Annotated in this window: 12 protein-coding genes; 7 read left to right on the top strand and 5 right to left on the bottom strand. The window is 43.0% G+C overall.

Annotation, left to right across the window (positions count from 1 at the left end):
- The first annotated feature begins 118 nt into the window (after positions 1-118).
- The 5 genes from ACWPWY_RS17690 (at position 119) to ACWPWY_RS17670 (ending at position 6,318) form a co-directional block, all read left to right on the top strand.
- Entirely contained in the window at positions 119-952 is an 834-nt protein-coding gene (locus ACWPWY_RS17690; protein ID WP_454193028.1) for a basic amino acid ABC transporter substrate-binding protein, read from the top strand.
- Between the two features lie 104 nt (positions 953-1,056).
- Positions 1,057-1,710, top strand: coding sequence for an amino acid ABC transporter permease (locus tag ACWPWY_RS17685; RefSeq protein WP_454193027.1), 654 nt, complete (start codon positions 1,057-1,059; stop codon positions 1,708-1,710).
- Positions 1,711-1,872: 162 nt separating this feature from the next.
- Complete coding sequence (locus ACWPWY_RS17680) at positions 1,873-3,843, top strand: methyl-accepting chemotaxis protein (RefSeq protein ID WP_454193026.1); 1,971 nt, start codon at positions 1,873-1,875, stop codon at positions 3,841-3,843.
- A gap of 291 nt (positions 3,844-4,134) precedes the next feature.
- Positions 4,135-4,977, top strand: a complete 843-nt coding sequence (locus tag ACWPWY_RS17675) for a manganese catalase family protein (protein ID WP_454193025.1) — start codon at positions 4,135-4,137, stop codon at positions 4,975-4,977.
- Positions 4,978-5,178: 201 nt separating this feature from the next.
- Entirely contained in the window at positions 5,179-6,318 is a 1,140-nt protein-coding gene (locus tag ACWPWY_RS17670; RefSeq protein ID WP_454193024.1) for a DUF2087 domain-containing protein, read from the top strand.
- Between the two features lie 136 nt (positions 6,319-6,454).
- On the opposite strand, the gene ACWPWY_RS17665 is transcribed toward ACWPWY_RS17670, so the two are convergent.
- The 5 genes from ACWPWY_RS17665 to ACWPWY_RS17645 form a co-directional block, all read right to left on the bottom strand.
- Positions 6,455-7,555, bottom strand: coding sequence for a glycoside hydrolase family 88/105 protein (locus tag ACWPWY_RS17665; RefSeq protein WP_454193023.1), 1,101 nt, complete (start codon positions 7,553-7,555; stop codon positions 6,455-6,457).
- A gap of 41 nt (positions 7,556-7,596) precedes the next feature.
- The gene (locus ACWPWY_RS17660; RefSeq protein ID WP_454193022.1) at positions 7,597-8,472 is read right to left on the bottom strand and encodes a carbohydrate ABC transporter permease; all 876 of its coding nucleotides are present in this window, start codon (positions 8,470-8,472) and stop codon (positions 7,597-7,599) included.
- Positions 8,473-8,491: 19 nt separating this feature from the next.
- Positions 8,492-9,436: an ABC transporter permease gene (locus ACWPWY_RS17655; RefSeq protein ID WP_454193021.1), complete on the bottom strand. Its 945-nt coding sequence runs from the start codon at positions 9,434-9,436 to the stop codon at positions 8,492-8,494.
- Between the two features lie 195 nt (positions 9,437-9,631).
- A complete protein-coding gene (locus tag ACWPWY_RS17650) occupies positions 9,632-11,182 on the bottom strand; it encodes an extracellular solute-binding protein (protein ID WP_454193020.1) in 1,551 nt (516 codons plus the stop codon).
- Positions 11,183-11,470: 288 nt separating this feature from the next.
- Positions 11,471-12,979: an extracellular solute-binding protein gene (locus ACWPWY_RS17645; protein WP_454193019.1), complete on the bottom strand. Its 1,509-nt coding sequence runs from the start codon at positions 12,977-12,979 to the stop codon at positions 11,471-11,473.
- Between the two features lie 175 nt (positions 12,980-13,154).
- Here ACWPWY_RS17645 and ACWPWY_RS17640 point away from each other — a divergent pair, with 175 nt between their 5' ends.
- Positions 13,155-15,461, top strand: a complete 2,307-nt coding sequence (locus ACWPWY_RS17640) for an AraC family transcriptional regulator (RefSeq protein WP_454193018.1) — start codon at positions 13,155-13,157, stop codon at positions 15,459-15,461.
- A 67-nt stretch (positions 15,462-15,528) separates the two neighbouring features.
- Complete coding sequence (locus ACWPWY_RS17635) at positions 15,529-16,317, top strand: NAD-dependent epimerase/dehydratase family protein (protein ID WP_454193017.1); 789 nt, start codon at positions 15,529-15,531, stop codon at positions 16,315-16,317.
- Positions 16,318-16,381 lie beyond the last annotated feature (64 nt).

Here is a 16,381-nt window from a genome sequence, read left to right as displayed (position 1 = left end):
GATCGTGCTTTTTTATTTGTGTCATTATATATAACATATACAAATAAAATAATTGTTAAATTAACCAATAATTGATAGAATCTGCTTGTGATTATCCTATTTCCGGAGGTGTTTAGTAATGATAAAAAAGTTGGGTGTTATATTTCTTGTCTTTATTATCGCTGTGTTATCTGCTTGCGGCAAGGAAGCAAGTCCTGCTTCGGTTACAGGGGGCGATGATCAAGTGACTGAGAGCGTGAAACTTGCTACCGATGCTGCATATGCGCCAATGGAATTTATGGACAAAGGAAAGATTACTGGATTTGATATTGATTTTGTAGCTGCTGTTATGGAAGAAGCAGGGATGAGTCATGAAGTGATCAATACAGGCTGGGATGCAATGTTAACCAGTGTTCAGCAAGGTACGGAATATAAGGCGGGGATCTCCAGTGTATCCATTACTGAAGAACGTAAGCAGACATATGACTATTCCTTGCCTTATTTTGAATCGACAAACATGATTTTGTTTAATAAGGGTGCTGGTATTACAAGCGCACTGGACTTAACAGACAAAAAAGTAGCAGTGCAGGGTGCAACCACAGCCGATTCATTAATGACGAAGATTATTGGTAAAGACAATAACAACCTGAAGAGATTAGACAGCAATGCGCTTGCCCTTATGGAACTGGAGGGCGGAGGGGTAGATGCTGTTGTAGCCGATGTAGCAATCGTGCAGGAATACATGAAGAACAACCCGAACAAGCCCTTTGACTCCGTACTAGACCCGGAGAACTTTGTGTCGGAGTACTATGGGATTTTGTTTCCTAAAGGCAGTGAGCTAAAAGCACAGATTGATTCGGCCATCAAGAAAATAATAGAGAATGGCAAGTATACAGAAATTTATAAGAAATGGTTTGGTGAAGAGCCGGATATGAGTCGTTTACAGGAGGAGATAAACAAATCTTCGCAGTAAGGCGGATACTTTTATTAACATAAACAACGGTAAACAACCAGAAAGCATGTGTCAGCAAAGATGCCAGCACATGCTTTTCTATGTTAAGAAGAGGGAGTGCTTGTATGGATTTTCGCTTTGATATCATTAGTGAATATCTTCCATTAATACTGAAGGGAATGCTGATCACGATCGGGTTATCCATTGTATCCATCTTGTTAGGCGCGGTACTTGGGTTCATTGTCTCCTTGGGTAAAATCTCCTCGAAAATTTATTTACAGTGGCCGTCTAGTCTATACATTAATTTCTTTCGAGGTACGCCTTTTTATGTGCAGATTCTGATCATTCACTTTGGTTTGGTTCCTCTTATTCTCGGAAGTTCTAATTCCATTGTAGCGGGAATTTTGGCAATGACACTGAACTCAGCCGCTTATACAGCAGAAATCTACCGTGCAGGAATTCAGTCCTTGGACAAAGGGCAGACGGAAGCAGCTTATTCTCTTGGAATGACTAAATTTCAGACGATGCAGCACGTTGTTATTCCGCAAGCAATAAGAAGGATGATCCCTGCTTTTGGTAACGAGTTTATTGTTCTAGTTAAGGATTCTTCCCTGCTTGCCATTATCGCGATACCAGAGATTATGTATTATAGTCAGATGATGAGCGGACAATATTACGCCGTATGGGAGCCTTATTTAACTGCTGCCCTCATTTATTTCGTACTTACGTATCTGCTTAGTAAGTTTCTATATTATGTGGAACGCAAATTAGTTTACTAAGAATTTAAAAAATACAATACTTTGTAATATTTGAGAATGAAAGCCCGTAAAATAATGCCTCCAGTATGCCGATATATAAATTACTTTTGTAATGTTCGGTCAGATGAACCATCTGAACTCATTTCATTGTAATTACGATTCAGGCAGAAGGGGGTTGTTTTTTTGAATGGAAAACGAAAGAAAAGCTTGATGTCGATAAGAGTGAAACTGATTTCTATGTTTGTCCTCTTTTTGTTCATCCCTAGTATTGTTATCGCTGTATTTTCCTTTCGAACAGCAGATCAGGAGATCCGCCAAGCGGATTTGGAAACGGGAAAACAGTCTTTGCTGCTCGTCAGCAAACAGATCGAGTCACTGTTAGACAATCAAAAAGCAAATCTCAACTTGATCTCTATGCAAACCAGTACAGCCCAGATTGTAAATAGAAATCCTGCGGTGCAGCAACTGGTAGATAACATGAGAGACAGCAACCCACAGATTGAATCCATACTTATTGTATCGGATGCAACAGGATTACAAATGAAATCACCATCACTTAGTAACGATGAGGTAGTAAAAGAGACAGATTGGTATAAAGAAGCATTGGGAACGAGTGATTCAGTGATCAGCTCACCATATAAATCAGCTTCAACAGGTAATGTGGTGGTGACTTTGGCAAAACGTTTATCAGATGGTAAAGGTGTTGCTAGTATTCAGCTGGGGTTAAACTCACTCACCTCTACAGTGAACGGAATGAAGATTGGAGAAAAAGGGGTCATCTATCTTGTTGACCAGAAGGGGAACTACCTCGTCCATACCCACTTTGGGGCAGGATCCAGTGCCATTGAACTTTTGTCTGATCAGATTGTAAGTAATGAAGAAGGATCACTAACGTATTCTGTATCAGGTCAAAATAAAAGCGGTTATTTTATAAACCAACCTTTAACAGGGTGGAAGATCATAGCGGAATTTGATCTTGATGAATATGAGAAAGTGTCTATACCTATGTTAAAAACCCTGATCATTGTGCTTTTGATTTCCTCCATTGTAGGAATCCTCATTATGATTCCTATGATTCGAAGTCTATATAAGCCGATTAGGGGACTCGTTCACGCATCAAAAACAGTGGGAAGCGGTGATTTGACCATAGACCTGTCGGTGAAACAGCGGGATGAGTATGGATTGCTTGCAGAAGGGTTTAATAAGATGACTAAATCTCTGCGGTCCGTCCTAGGTGAAGTAAATGATACCTCTCAGCAGCTAGCATCGTCCTCTCAGGAGCTGGCAGCTAGCTCAGAGCAGACGACGAGTGCCACAGAGCAGGTAGCGAGCATTATGCAGCAAACGGCTGTCGGAATTCTACACTCCAATCAAGTGCTTGGGGAAGCGAAGCAGCAAGTTGCTGACATGTCAGTGGGAATAAAAGAGATTAGTCTTCAGGCAGAAGACGTCACTTCCGCTACCGAACAAGTATCGGCTGAATCTCAAGCAGGGATGGAGCAGATTGAGCAGGCAAGTATTCAAATGAAGCAAATTGGTATCTCTGCATCAAACCTGAATGAAGTGATTGAAGGTCTTGGCAGCAAAACGATGGAGATTCGTCAGATTGTTGAGATCATCACGAATATAGCGAAGCAGACCAATATTCTATCTCTAAATGCATCCATAGAAGCATCAAGAGCAGGGGAACATGGACGAGGTTTTGCTGTCGTCGCTAAAGAGGTGAAAGAGCTTGCGGAACAGTCTGCTGCCTCAGCAGCAGACATAGCACAGCTCACGCATGATATGGAGCGGGGTACGACGGAAGCATCTGTTTCTATGTCTTCTGCTTCGCAGGAGATAGATAAAGGGATTACAACGGTTACTGAGGCCGGCGAGCATTTTAGATCCATATTAGCCTCTATTCAGGAAGTGGCAATGCAGATGGGGGCGGTATCCGTAGCATCTAAACAGATGGATTCTGCTGTGGATCAAGTAAATGAAGTGTTTGAGATTGCTCTTACTATATCTGGTGAGATCGCTTCTGGAGCACAGGAAGGATCCGCTGCTTCAGAAGAGCAGCTCGCAGCTATGGAAGAGGTTGCTTCTTCTGCGGCAGCTTTATCAAGCATTGCTGATGAGATGAAGGAGATTATCGAACGTTTTAAACTATAAAACCTAGAAGTGTCCATACCAATAACTCCTTAAGGTAACAGTGAAGTTAGCCGTCGGACTGATCTCAAACTGATGTTCGGCGGGTGCCTTGATGAGTAATCATAGTCGTATATAGTGAGCAAGGTTCGTTATGAGGACCTTGCTTTTTTACGTCCCGAAACTCCGAATCTATCTAAATACTCCAGTTGAGATGCAATAAACTTGTAAAAATTTCTTGTGTTTAGTCTGGAATCAGAGGGTTTAAATACAAAATATAAGTTTGCGAAAACTAGAATAAGAGGAGTGATAGTCATGTTTCGTCATCAAAAAGAATTACAGTATGAAGTGAAAGTAGATCGTCCAGATCCATTGTTTGCACGCCAGGTGCAAGAAGTTCTGGGTGGGCAGTTTGGTGAAATGACCGTAATGATGCAATATTTGTTCCAAGGATTTAATTGTCGCGGTGAGGAAAAATATAAAGATATGCTCATGGATATCGGGACAGAAGAAATTGGTCATGTCGAAATGCTATGTGCAATGATCAGCCAGCTCTTGGATGGAGCTTCACCAGAAGATCAAGAAGAAGCTGCGAAGGACCCAGTAACAGCAGCGATTATGGGCGGAATGAACCCACAACATTTGATTGTGAGCGGTCTTGGCGGATTGCCGACTAACTCTAATGGTGTGCCTTGGAACGGTAACTATATTGTATCCAGCGGTAATCTGCTTGCAGATATGCGTTCCAACCTCCATGCAGAGACGCAAGGAAGACTGCAGGTTGCTAGACTGTATCATATGACAAAAGATGAAGGCGTTCGTGCAACGTTCCGTAAAATGCTAGCACGGGATCGTTATCACCAGTATCAATGGATGGCAGCAATTCAGGAATTGGAAGAGAAGAATGGAGTAGTTGTTCCTGCTTCCTTCCCACCAGAAGCAGAACTGGAATCCCAACCGGAAGCTTATAAATTCTGGGACTTGTCCGAAGGCAATGAATCCAGTGAAGGATTGTGGGCTACAGGCAGCGCTCCGGATGGAACAGGCGATTTTGTATATGTAGCAGAACCTGTTGCTCAAGGACAAGTGTACAAGCCAGAGATTCCTCCAACGAATATCCATCATGACCTGGATGTAAAAGTTCCAGCGAAAAAATAAACATATACTATAGAAAACCTTCGCCCGATGTTAGGCGGAGGTTTTTTTGCTGTGTACAAGTTGTTCTTTAGAAATCATCAACAGAAAAGTAGACAATAACTCGTTTTCGTCTACATTTAAACAAACAATTATTTATTATGTTTGACAATTAATAAACAAAAACATATTATATCTATATAAACAAAGCGAGGTGGAAGTACTATGAATGAACTACACAATGATTTTGCATATGATGCTTCATTGGAGGAAATCAAGCGCGGCTATATCGAGACAGAGACTGAACATATCTGTGTCTGCTGTGGTTATAGCACTGAAAAAGGAGTGATTTACCCTCACAATGAAGTCTTATACGAATCATTCAGATATATACAGATTCATATTCAAGAAGAGCATGGTTCGGTATTTCAGTTCCTGATCTCACAGGACAAGAAAGTGAGCGGACTGTCTGATATACAGCGCAGGCTGCTGGCAGAGTTTTATGAAGGGAAAAAAGATGCGGAAATTCAAAAAGAACTAGGAATTGGCTCTACCTCAACGATTCGCAATCATCGGTTTGTGCTCAAGGAGAAGGAGAGACAGGCAAAAGTGCTGCTGGCTGTAATGGAGCTGCTACACTCGCGCGACCACGATACCCCTGCTATGCCTGTGGCATCACCTAATAACAGAGCAGGTCAAGCTACCAATAAGGAGACGGATTTGACCGCCGAGCAGGAGAAAGTACTGACTAAATATTTCCCTTTCGGTACAGATGGACCGCTCGAGACTTTTGCAATCCAAGAGAAACATCGACTTATCATTATGGATGAGATCGCAAAACGTTTTGACCGGAACAAAGTATACACCGAGCCTGAAGTGAACGGGATCCTAGATCAAATTTATGAGGATTATGCGCTGCTTCGCAGATCGATGGTGGACTATGGCATACTCAGCCGGGAAGAGGATGGAAGCAGTTACTGGCTTACCCCGAAGGAAGGAGAGAGTCGTAAAATGGCAAATCGTAGAGAAGAGTTAAAACAAATGGCAAAAGAAATCAAGACAGAAGCCGGTGTTTATCAAATTCGAAATAAAGAAAATGGAAAACGGTATGTAGCAAGTACACCGAACCTCAAAAGTTTGAATGGTCAACAATTTATGCTGAACATGGGAAGTCACCGCAACCGTAGACTTCAAGAAGAATGGAAACAGTACGGAGAAGCTGCTTTTGCTATTGAAGTTGTAGAAAAGTTGAAAATCCCAGAGGGCAATATCTTTTTTGATGTAAAAGATGCATTAAAGAAATTGGAGGCAAGTTGGCTTGAGAAGCTCCAGCCTTATGGAGAGAACGGGTATAACGAGGCTTGATTGATTATCCGTTTATAACCCGATTCGCAGCTACCCGATCCCAGAGGATATAGTGAAATTTAAGTTTCTAGCACAAAACGAGCGTTAGAGAAGGGGATTTACTCTTCTGCTAACGCTCGTTTCTTTTTGTGCAATGCTATTTCGCCATCTTATTCTGCATAGCAGCCGCTGCCATGATAAATGCACCCACGCCATGCAGATCATTTTTACTTATTGGACGAGTCACATAATTCTCGTAATCTCCTGCAGGGGTACCAATGCATATAGACGGCATTACCAAGTGTCCTAGCTCATCGGTCTCCATCATCTGAACGAGTCCAGCGAAGCCTTTGCGGGCAGCAGACATACAAGTCTCGTCAGCAGCAGACTGCTGAACAGCTCTAGCAATCGTATAAACAAATAAACTTGAGCAGGAAGTTTCCAGCCAATTATCCGGATGGCTGCCTTTATCGACAACCTGATACCATAGGCCGGTCTCCTCATCTTGATAACGAATAATGGCTTCTACGAATGCCCCAAGCTCCTCTTTCAGCTCGGCATGACTCGGATGCTCCTCAGGGAGCAGAGCAATAAATTCGGTGAGTGCCAGACCATACCAGCCGAGCGATCGACCCCAGAACTCAGGAGAACAGCCTGTGTCAGGATCTGCCCATGGCATTTGCCGGCTTTCATCCCAAGCATGATAAAGCAGCCCGGTCCGCTCATCCTTCATATATTTACGCATGAGCCGCTCCTGCTGCATTACTTCCTCCCGCAGTTCATCATCCCCATAGGTGTCAGCATACTTTAGGGCAAATACACCGCCCATATATAATCCATCCAGCCACATTTGATGAGGATATTTATCTTTGTGCCAGTATCCACCTTCCGTGGTTCGATTTAAAGTGCTGAATAAACTACGAAGCTTATCTGCAGCCACTTTATATTGCGGTTTCCCCGTCCGCTCTGCTTGGCGGAACAATAACAATCCCGCCTGTATGGAATCCAGCTCGTCCCGTGCGAAGTAAAGGTTGCCTTGATCATCTACTAGATCATCAATATAGCCTTGAATATAGTCATCATACCGGGCCTCTCCTAACTGCTCTGCAATCTGCTGCACCCCGCATAAAAAGACACCTTGATGATAATGCCAGCGATGGGCTGGCGGAAGTTCGCCTGGTTTATACGTTGCCATGATGGAATCGGCCGCAGCTGCAGCCCATTGCATTGGTGTTCTTGCTACATTTGATTTAATCATCTGATCTACTCTCCTCTAATAGAGTTTAGGCGGATATCTCTTTAGCCTTTAATAGAACCAAGCATAGCTCCTTTGGCAAAATGCTTTTGTAGGAATGGATACACTAGCAAGATTGGCAGAGTAGCTACGACGATTACTGCCATCTTGACCGATTGATCGGGAGGTGGAACGGCGGAGTCTAGCGTTGAGCTATAATCCATTCCCGATGCAAGTACAACGATCTGACGAAGCAACACTTGAATCGGCCACATACTGCTATCGTTTAGATACAAAATAGCGCTCAAATACGTATTCCAGTAGGTAACGGCATAAAAAAGTGAGATGGTTGCAATAGATGGCATAGAGAGCGGCAGGACAATACGAAACAAGATGCCAAAGTCATTGCAGCCATCAATTTTAGCCGATTCTTCGAGTCCTTCCGGTATGTTCTGGAAGAAGTTTTTGAGTATGATCATATTAAATGCGCCAATAGTCGATGGCAGGATAAGCGCTGCATAGCTGTCAATCAGGCCAAGCTCCTTCACCACCAGAAAGGTGGGGATCATCCCGCCGCTAAATAGCATCGTAAATACAACGAGGAACATAATTATGTTTCTGCCGTCTAGATCACGGCGCGACAAGCCATAGGCCATTAGGGATGTGACGAACATGCTGAGAAGAGTACCTGCCACGGTAACGCCAATCGATACACTCATTGCCCTAAAGATGGTATCCGTTGAAAAAATAAACTTATAGGCCTCGAGACTCCAAACGGTTGGAATAAGAACAAATTTTTTGGCTGCAATCTCGGCGTTCGTCGTAAACGAGCCCGCTACCACGTGGATGAACGGGAGCACGGTAACAAGTGCGATAATCGTCAGCAGCGTGTAGTTAACCGCAACGAACAGGCGACCGCTAAGCGTACGATCTTCTACCATAATGAATCCTCCCTTGGCATTAATAGATTCCTTCTTCACCCATTTTTTTGGATAAGCGGTTAGCCAGCATAACGAGTACTAAACCAACAAGCGATTTGAAGAAGCCGACTGCCGAGCTATAACTGAACTGCATTTGTCTTAGGCCCGCCGTATACACATATGTGTCAATTATTTCAGCAACTTCCCGATTCATTGAGTTGAGCAGCAGGTATACATGCTCAAAGCCCAGCTCTAGGACATCGCCAATTTTCAATATTAACAAGATGATAATTACACTACGAATAGCCGGCAGCGTAATATGCCACACTTGGCGAAGTCGTCCAGCTCCATCCATCCTTGCCGCCTCATACTGCTGAGGGTCTACCGCTGCGATTGCCGCCAAGTAAATAATGGTTCCCCAGCCCGCTTCCCGCCAGATCACCTGAATAATATAGGTCGGCCGGAACCATTCTGGACTAAGCAGGAAATTGATTTTATTAAACCCTAATTGAACAAGCAGTTCATTGATAATGCCGCCGTCCATGGTCAACATGACATAACTGATGGATACGATGATGACCCAAGACATAAAGTGGGGCAGATAAACTAGAGTTTGAAAAAATCTTTTAAAAAACGTGATTCTTACTTCATTAAGCATTAAGGCTAAGATAATAGGGATTGGAAAGTAAAATAGGAGGTTCATGCCAAACAAAAGTAATGTATTGGATAAGATATTCCAAAAGTCAGGCTCCGTAAACAAACGCTCAAAATGCTTAAACCCTACCCATTCGCTCCCTAGTATGCCTTTGAATGGTTTATAGTCTTGGAACGAAATAACAAGTCCAAACATCGGAATATATTTAAAGATAAGAAAATAAATAATGCCCGGCAAAATCATGAGATACAGCCATTTATTTCGCCAAAATCGCTTGCGCCATGCGGGATGCATCTTGGTAACTTGTCGGCTGATCACGGTCTCCTCCATAAGTCCTCATCCTTCCAAAGTTGGCTCTGCTAGGGGCTAAGACCCTGCTTTGGCATACTAAGCAGCACGAGCAGAGGGTTCCTTAAGTGAGCCTCATATATGGCTTTGTTCTGAATACAGGCTTCCTTTATGAAACACTCTGCATGCCCTGCCTTCTGCCTAAACGAAAGGCCGGTTTATATTGGCCACCCGCTTTTATTTTTTGTAACTCGCATTAAACTCCTCGATCATTTGCTCGCCGCCTTGCTTCTTCCATTTCTCAATTTCCTTCTCGAAGCCTGCTTGGTCGATTTGTCCATAGATAAACTTGTACGTTGCATCGGTAATCGTCTGTTGCAGCTCTACGCCTTTCAAAGCATAGGTGGCTGAATCCAATGCAGCAGTAGGGTCTTTCACGCCGTACTTCTCATTTTCTTTAATGAGTTCCTCTGCACGAATACGTCCTGGTAACTCATTTAAGCTCTCGTACATCCCATTTGTTTCTGTCTCACCGATGACACTATCCTTATAGCCCTTCACTTCACGTTCTGTCAGCTCTTTATCTTCAGATGGCTTCGCTTTTCCGTCTACGACGGTATAGTGTGTGCCTTCGATGCCCCAGAACATTAAGTTAGCTACTTCTGGTGTCATCATTTTGTCGAAGAAACCTAGAAGTTTCTTGAGTTCCTCCTCATCCTTGATTGCTGTTTTTGGGAACAACACAAGGTTGTTATAACCTGCAATCATCCATTGATGAATGTTGCCGTCTGGGCTTTTCACCATGCTATGTGCATCAAGAACAGCAGTTGGTACGTTTTTGATCAAGTCCTTATCAAGTGTTGTAATATCCGGCATAGACCCGCCGATATAAATACCTGCTTTGCCGCTCGTGAACAAATTAACAGCATCTGTTTTGCTTGTAGCAGCAAAATCTTGATTCATGTAACCGTTATCACGAAGTGATTTGAAAAAGGACATGGTGTCGATATATTCAGGGAACATAAATTCAGGCAGCAGTTGCCCATCTTTTTCGCCCCAGTTGTTCGGTGTACCGAACCAAGAGGAGACTGTCTTAAATGCCCCGAAAACCAGCTCGTTACGGTCTGCGATGCCTGTTGTATCATTTTGTCCATTGCCATCAGGGTCCTGTTCAGTGAACGCTTTGGCCATAGCGAACAGCTCATCTGTTGTTTCTGGAGGGGCAATATTCAGCTTATCTGCCCAATCTTTACGATAGACTATTCCTTGACGGGCAAGCGGGCGGCCGAGATATAAAGAATACAATTTGCCTTCGACCTTTGTATTATCAAGGACTTCTGGCTTCAATTTGCTTAAGTTTGGAAACTCACTCAGGTAAGGGCCAACCTCCCAGAACTGTCCTTCTTTAATTGCTTCACGCATGAGCAAGAACGTTGTAGCATTTTTCAAATAAGTGGCTTGCGGTAAGGATCCGGTAGCAAATGCGGTATTCAGCTTCTCCTCATATGTATCTGCAGGAAAGAATTGATACGTCAGCTTCGTGTTCGTTAGCTTTTCCAGTTCCGTTTTAATGGTGTCAGTTGGAGTCTCCGCCGTATTCAGCGGTAGCATGATTGTAATCTCTGCTGGTTTATCATCCTTTGGTGTGCTGGCGTTAGGGCTTGAACCCGTATCACCCGATCCGGTAGATGATGTGCCTGTGCCGTTTCCGCCAGAACATGCGGAGAGAAGTAACGTTAGGGACATGACAGCGCATAGAGCCAAGGATAAAGGCTTTTTCTTTTTCATTCCTTTGTGACCTCCATTTAACGTTGAGATTTGCTTACACACTAAACACTACTGAATGGATAAAGTATCGTATACAATCATTTGCTCATATGCAGGCATACCAGCAAAAGTCTGATGAAATGATTATTGCGTGGGAAATGACACCATCGTGCCATATAAGAGCTAGGGAGAGCGAAGAGAGGATAACCATTGATAAGAAGGCTGCTCGAATGCCGGAAAAAGGACTCGTTCTTATACGATGTAGCCAACAAAAAAGCCCCAAGCAGTTACGGCTTGGGGGGAAGCATGTTATTTTTCATAAGCTTCAGATAACTCCTTTATGATCGTGTTGCCGCCATTTGTGCGCCAGCGCTTGGTCTCCTGCTGAAAGCCCTGCTTCGTCAAATTGCCAAGAATATAGTTGTAGGTAGCGTCTGTAATGATTTTACTGAGCTCTGCATTTCGCTCGTCATACGTCTCTGATTCTAAATGAGCCGCGGGGTCTTTAACGAGAAAATTTTCATTATCCTGGCTAAGCTGGTCCGCAATAGCGGTTAATGTCTCTTTCTCCGCCACCTCCATAACACTCGGATTATTCATGTCAGCAATCATCAACATATAAAAAGCATTCACTTCTTGAACACGCAGCTGAGTTGTTTCCTCCGGCAAGCGGACTTGACCATTCTCTAGCGTATAGTGCTTTCCTTCTATGCCGTATTTCAGTAAGTTCGCAACATCCTTTTCCATTGTGCGGTCAAAGAAAGCTAGAATATGCTTCAATTCTTCTTCTGTCTTGATCGCTTTTTTGGAGAATAAATATAGTCCGTTAAAATTCGGAATAGACCACACCCGATACCCGTTAGGACCTTTAATTCGGTTGGATAAAGTAAAGGAAGCATTCGGATTTAGCATTTTAGCTTCTTCATATAAACGCTGAATATCGGTCATGCTTCCAATATAGACGCCGGCTTTGCCGTTTATGATCATATTTCGCTGCACTTCTTTGCTTGTCACAGCAAAGTCACGGTTAATGAGCTGCTCGTTATATAGTTTTTTGAAAAAATTCATTGTCTCCATATAAGCTTGTGTCTCAAACTCTGGTATGAATGTGCCCTCTTTCATACTCCAGTTATTAGGTGTCCCAAAATACGAGCTGACTGTCTTGAACGCTCCGTATATAAGATCATTACGGTCTGCAAGGCCAATCGTATCTGCCTTCCCGTTTCCCTCAGGGTCACGATATGTAAACGCATGAAGAACCTCATACAGTTCATCAAGGGTTCGCGGCACGGCAAGATCTAAATGTTCTAGCCAATCTTGCCGGATGATTGCGCCTTGACGTGACGATGGACGCTCTGTATATAAACCGTAGATGCGATCATCAACGGCAGCCTGCTTCAGAATATTTTTATTTAAGTATTTAAGGTTAGGATAATGCTCTAAGTAAGGGCCGATCTCCCAGAATGCACCAGATCTTATTGTGTTTTTCAGGAGAAGGAAGTCCGTATTTCTAACAAAGGTCACTTTCTTTAAGGAGTTCGTTGTCAGTGCGGTATTCATTTTATCGCTATAGATCCCATCCGGAACCCAGTTGAGATCTAATGTAAAGCCACTCCAATCTTCCAGCAAGGACTGCATTTCATCACTTGGGGGTGTAGGGAAGTGAAGGGGGAGCATAATGGAAATGGGTGAATCCTCTATCGAAGCAGCATTTGGTTTTTCAGATGAATTATTACTGCATGCGCTTACAATTAAAAGTATAATGGTAAATATGGAAGTGATAGTAAATATTCTTTTCTCCGATTGGAACCCTTTCATAAGCATTCTGCCTCCTTCTTATTTAGAATGAGAGAAGCGTTGGTTCCTCTCGGTCCTTGCCTGTAATCTAATCTAATGATTATCCGACAGGTAGATGATTATTGCTCGCAAAAGGGCTGTTCCACTACAATAACAGTACGATAAATATGATAAATGAAGTGTAGGTGATGCTTAAGTGCGTTCTTTAAGTTTCCTTTCCAAAATGACGATATTCGGGTTCTTATTAAGCACGCTTCCGGTTATTTTTATCGGTGCATTCTCTTATTTAACATCATCCAATGAAATACAGAAAAACGTAAATGAAAGCAAGTTAATGTTAATCATGCAAATTAAATCCAATGTAGAGCAAAAATTAACGACTGTCAACCAAACACTTAATCAAGTGATCAATTCCTCTTTTATGAAAAAGGCTCTTAATTTAAACATAACTGAAAACGATTTCATTATGTACAACGACTTACGTACCGAAATCCGCTACATGCAATCATTCGATACAAAGCTCGAAGATGTCATTCTTATTAATGAGCGTTATAACTGGATGATTAAAAATTCGGGTCTCTATAAGTTTGATGAGTACCCTTATCATGACCAGCTGGCGAGCCTGATGAGGCTTCCAGACGCAACCTCTTGGTCTTTGAATCCATCGACATGGTTTTACAGCGAAGAAAATGCAAATAATCCAGCCTGCTCCTACAGTATAAATCTTGTTAAACACCTTCCTTCAACAGGGCTTGATCCGCATGGGCTGGCGATTGCCAACATTCCCGCCTGTGATATGCAGTCCTTGCTGGGTACGAATCATACCGATCTAAGTGGACTGATGATTGTGAATGAGGAGGGGAAGATTATTTTGCACTCCGATAAATCGTTAATTGGCGAGTCTGCGGAGAAGACAGGTATTAATAGTCTAACGCAACTGAGCGGTACTTCGGGGCAATATGAATCGCACATTGGCGAGGAGCCTTTTTCCATAACCTATTATCGTTCTGAATTTAACGACTGGACTTATGTCAGTTATGATTCTATTCAAAGTATGACCAGTGAATCTAAAAAAATTGGAGCGTACACACTTTATGCCTGTTTACTCATTCTACTTATCTGCATCACCATTGCTTGGCTGGGTTCAAAACGGATGTATTCGCCTATTAAATTACTGCTGAAGCAATTTGGCCACCGTAAAGCAGATGAGAAGACAAGCAACGAGTTCCAACTGATCGGAGAACAGGTTCATGCCTTATTTCAATCGAAATCGAGGCTGGAAGATGAAGTGAGAAAGCAGCTTAAGCAAGTGCGTACCTTCTTCTTAATTCGCGCTTTTCAGGGCAAGGTGAAGGCGAAGGAGCTGCATGACAAGCTGGAGCAGTTTGACTACAGCCGGCAGCTTGAGGAGTGGAAGACGATGTCGGTGCTTACGATACAAATGGGGACACTTGAGCAAACGAGATATGAGAAGCAAGATTTAGAGCTCTTGTTATTTGCGGTTCAGAATATGGTGGAAGAGCTTATTCCGGAGGAAGAACAGCTGGCACCTGTGATGATTGACCACACGGTAGTTGCCCTTATCGGTAGCAGGGAGAGCGAGAAAATTGCTTTCCAAGCTAAAATCTACACCGCAACGGAACAGCTAATGAGCGAAATAACAAGTTACTTAAGCGTGCAGGTCAGTATTGGCATGAGTCTTCCGTTCCACGATATCCGAACACTTTCGATCGCTTATAAAGAAGGGTTAGAGGCGTTAAAGCATCGCATGACTCTTGGAGACGGTATTATTATTCAGTTTGAGAATATTAACTCTGGGAAACCTTACTTGAAGCTTAATTATCCTAATCATTTAGAAAATGAACTGCTCGATGCGGTTAAGCTTGCAAACGCCGAGAAAGCAAAGGAACTGCTCGAACAGCTGCTCAGGCATGTGTTTGCAACCGAGATGTCACCGCAGGAATACCAGATTCCGTTATCGCGATTGCTTAATAACCTGCTGATTACCATGCAAGAGTCAGGCATTAGTTTGAAGCAGATTTATTATGGAACAGGGACACTATTTGAAGATCTGCTAGATTGCCATATTGTAGCTGAAATTGAGGATTGGTTCTGGACAGCTGTGATCCATCCGATGATTAAAGTGTTCCGAGACCGTCAGGATGCGCAGTATCACAACATATCAGAGAAAATAATCGAGCTTATTCATCGTTATTATGATACCGATCTGACACTGGAGGAATGTGCTTCTAGGCTTCACTACAATGCTAACTATTTAAGCAGTGTGTTTCGGAAAGAAACGAATTATTTTTTCAGCGAATACTTATCTGTTTACCGATTTCAAATTGCGAAGAAGTGGCTGGCCGAAACGGATATTCCTGTAAAAGACATTGCTGCGAAGCTGCGTTACAACAATTCACAGAATTTCATCCGTTCCTTCCGTAAGCAGGAAGGTTTAACACCTGGCCAGTACAGACAAAAAACGATGCAAATGGAAGCCTGACCTTGTGATAAGTTAATAGGTTTTTGGTTAATACTTTCTGTGATGACACAAAACAGGAGGGATTGGGATGGGGAATCATTCAGATCGTAAAAGAATACTAATTACCGGTGCCGCAGGGAAAATCGGAAGCTGCCTCGCTGCTGGTTTACGAGAGACGGGCAAATACGACGTGCTCGCAACGGATATCGTGGGGGACGAAACGAAGAAGATCCAACCACTCGATGTTACGAACTCAGATCAGCTATTGGAACTTACCAAGGGGGTGGATACCATCCTCCATATAGGGTGGGCTAAAGATGAGGAAGACTTCCTCGGTAAAGTACTGCCGATAAATGTAACGGGAGCGTATTATTTATATGAAGCAGCTCGATGTAACGGAGTAAAGCGGGTTATTTTCTCAAGTTCAAACCACGCCACCGGATTTTATAAAGTAGGAGAAGAAGTCGATGTAAATGACCCCTATCGTCCCGATAGTTTTTATGGACTGAGCAAGTGTTACATCGAACTTCTTGGCAGACTATATTCGGATAAACACGGGATCTCTTCTATTAACATACGAATTGGTAATTTCCCAGGTGATAACAAACCGCATTCCGAGCGTGCTGCGCATATTTGGATCTCAGAGCGAGATTTAGTACAGCTTGCCGATAAATGTATAGAAGCACCAGAGATACATAAATTCTTAAGTCTTTATGGCACTTCTGCCAACACAGATAACTATTATGATATTCGTTACCTTAAATCGCTGATCGGGTATGAACCTCAGGATGATGCAACAGAACTCATGGAACAGTTCGAGCGCCAGGGACAACAGGTAAAGCAAGATGAAACAGAGTATCAGGGCGGCGATATATAAAGGGGTGGCTGTTTATTCTAGTTCTTATCACACCCAATCAAGAAGACGGAGCAGAGTTCATATT

Source organism: Paenibacillus sp. Marseille-Q7038 (assembly GCF_965111595.1).
The sequence above is the reverse complement of the archived record's forward strand: the minus strand, read 5'-3'. Positions and strand labels throughout refer to the sequence as shown.

Coding starts and splice junctions, on each gene's coding strand:
- ACWPWY_RS17650 (WP_454193020.1), bottom strand. CDS start 11,182: ATGAAAAAGAAAAAGCCTTTATCCTTGGCTCTATGCGCTGTCATGTCC.
- ACWPWY_RS17635 (WP_454193017.1), top strand. CDS start 15,529: ATGGGGAATCATTCAGATCGTAAAAGAATACTAATTACCGGTGCCGCA.
- ACWPWY_RS17665 (WP_454193023.1), bottom strand. CDS start 7,555: ATGATTAAATCAAATGTAGCAAGAACACCAATGCAATGGGCTGCAGCT.
- ACWPWY_RS17660 (WP_454193022.1), bottom strand. CDS start 8,472: ATGGTAGAAGATCGTACGCTTAGCGGTCGCCTGTTCGTTGCGGTTAAC.
- ACWPWY_RS17685 (WP_454193027.1), top strand. CDS start 1,057: ATGGATTTTCGCTTTGATATCATTAGTGAATATCTTCCATTAATACTG.
- ACWPWY_RS17675 (WP_454193025.1), top strand. CDS start 4,135: ATGTTTCGTCATCAAAAAGAATTACAGTATGAAGTGAAAGTAGATCGT.
- ACWPWY_RS17655 (WP_454193021.1), bottom strand. CDS start 9,436: ATGGAGGAGACCGTGATCAGCCGACAAGTTACCAAGATGCATCCCGCA.
- ACWPWY_RS17645 (WP_454193019.1), bottom strand. CDS start 12,979: ATGAAAGGGTTCCAATCGGAGAAAAGAATATTTACTATCACTTCCATA.
- ACWPWY_RS17670 (WP_454193024.1), top strand. CDS start 5,179: ATGAATGAACTACACAATGATTTTGCATATGATGCTTCATTGGAGGAA.
- ACWPWY_RS17690 (WP_454193028.1), top strand. CDS start 119: ATGATAAAAAAGTTGGGTGTTATATTTCTTGTCTTTATTATCGCTGTG.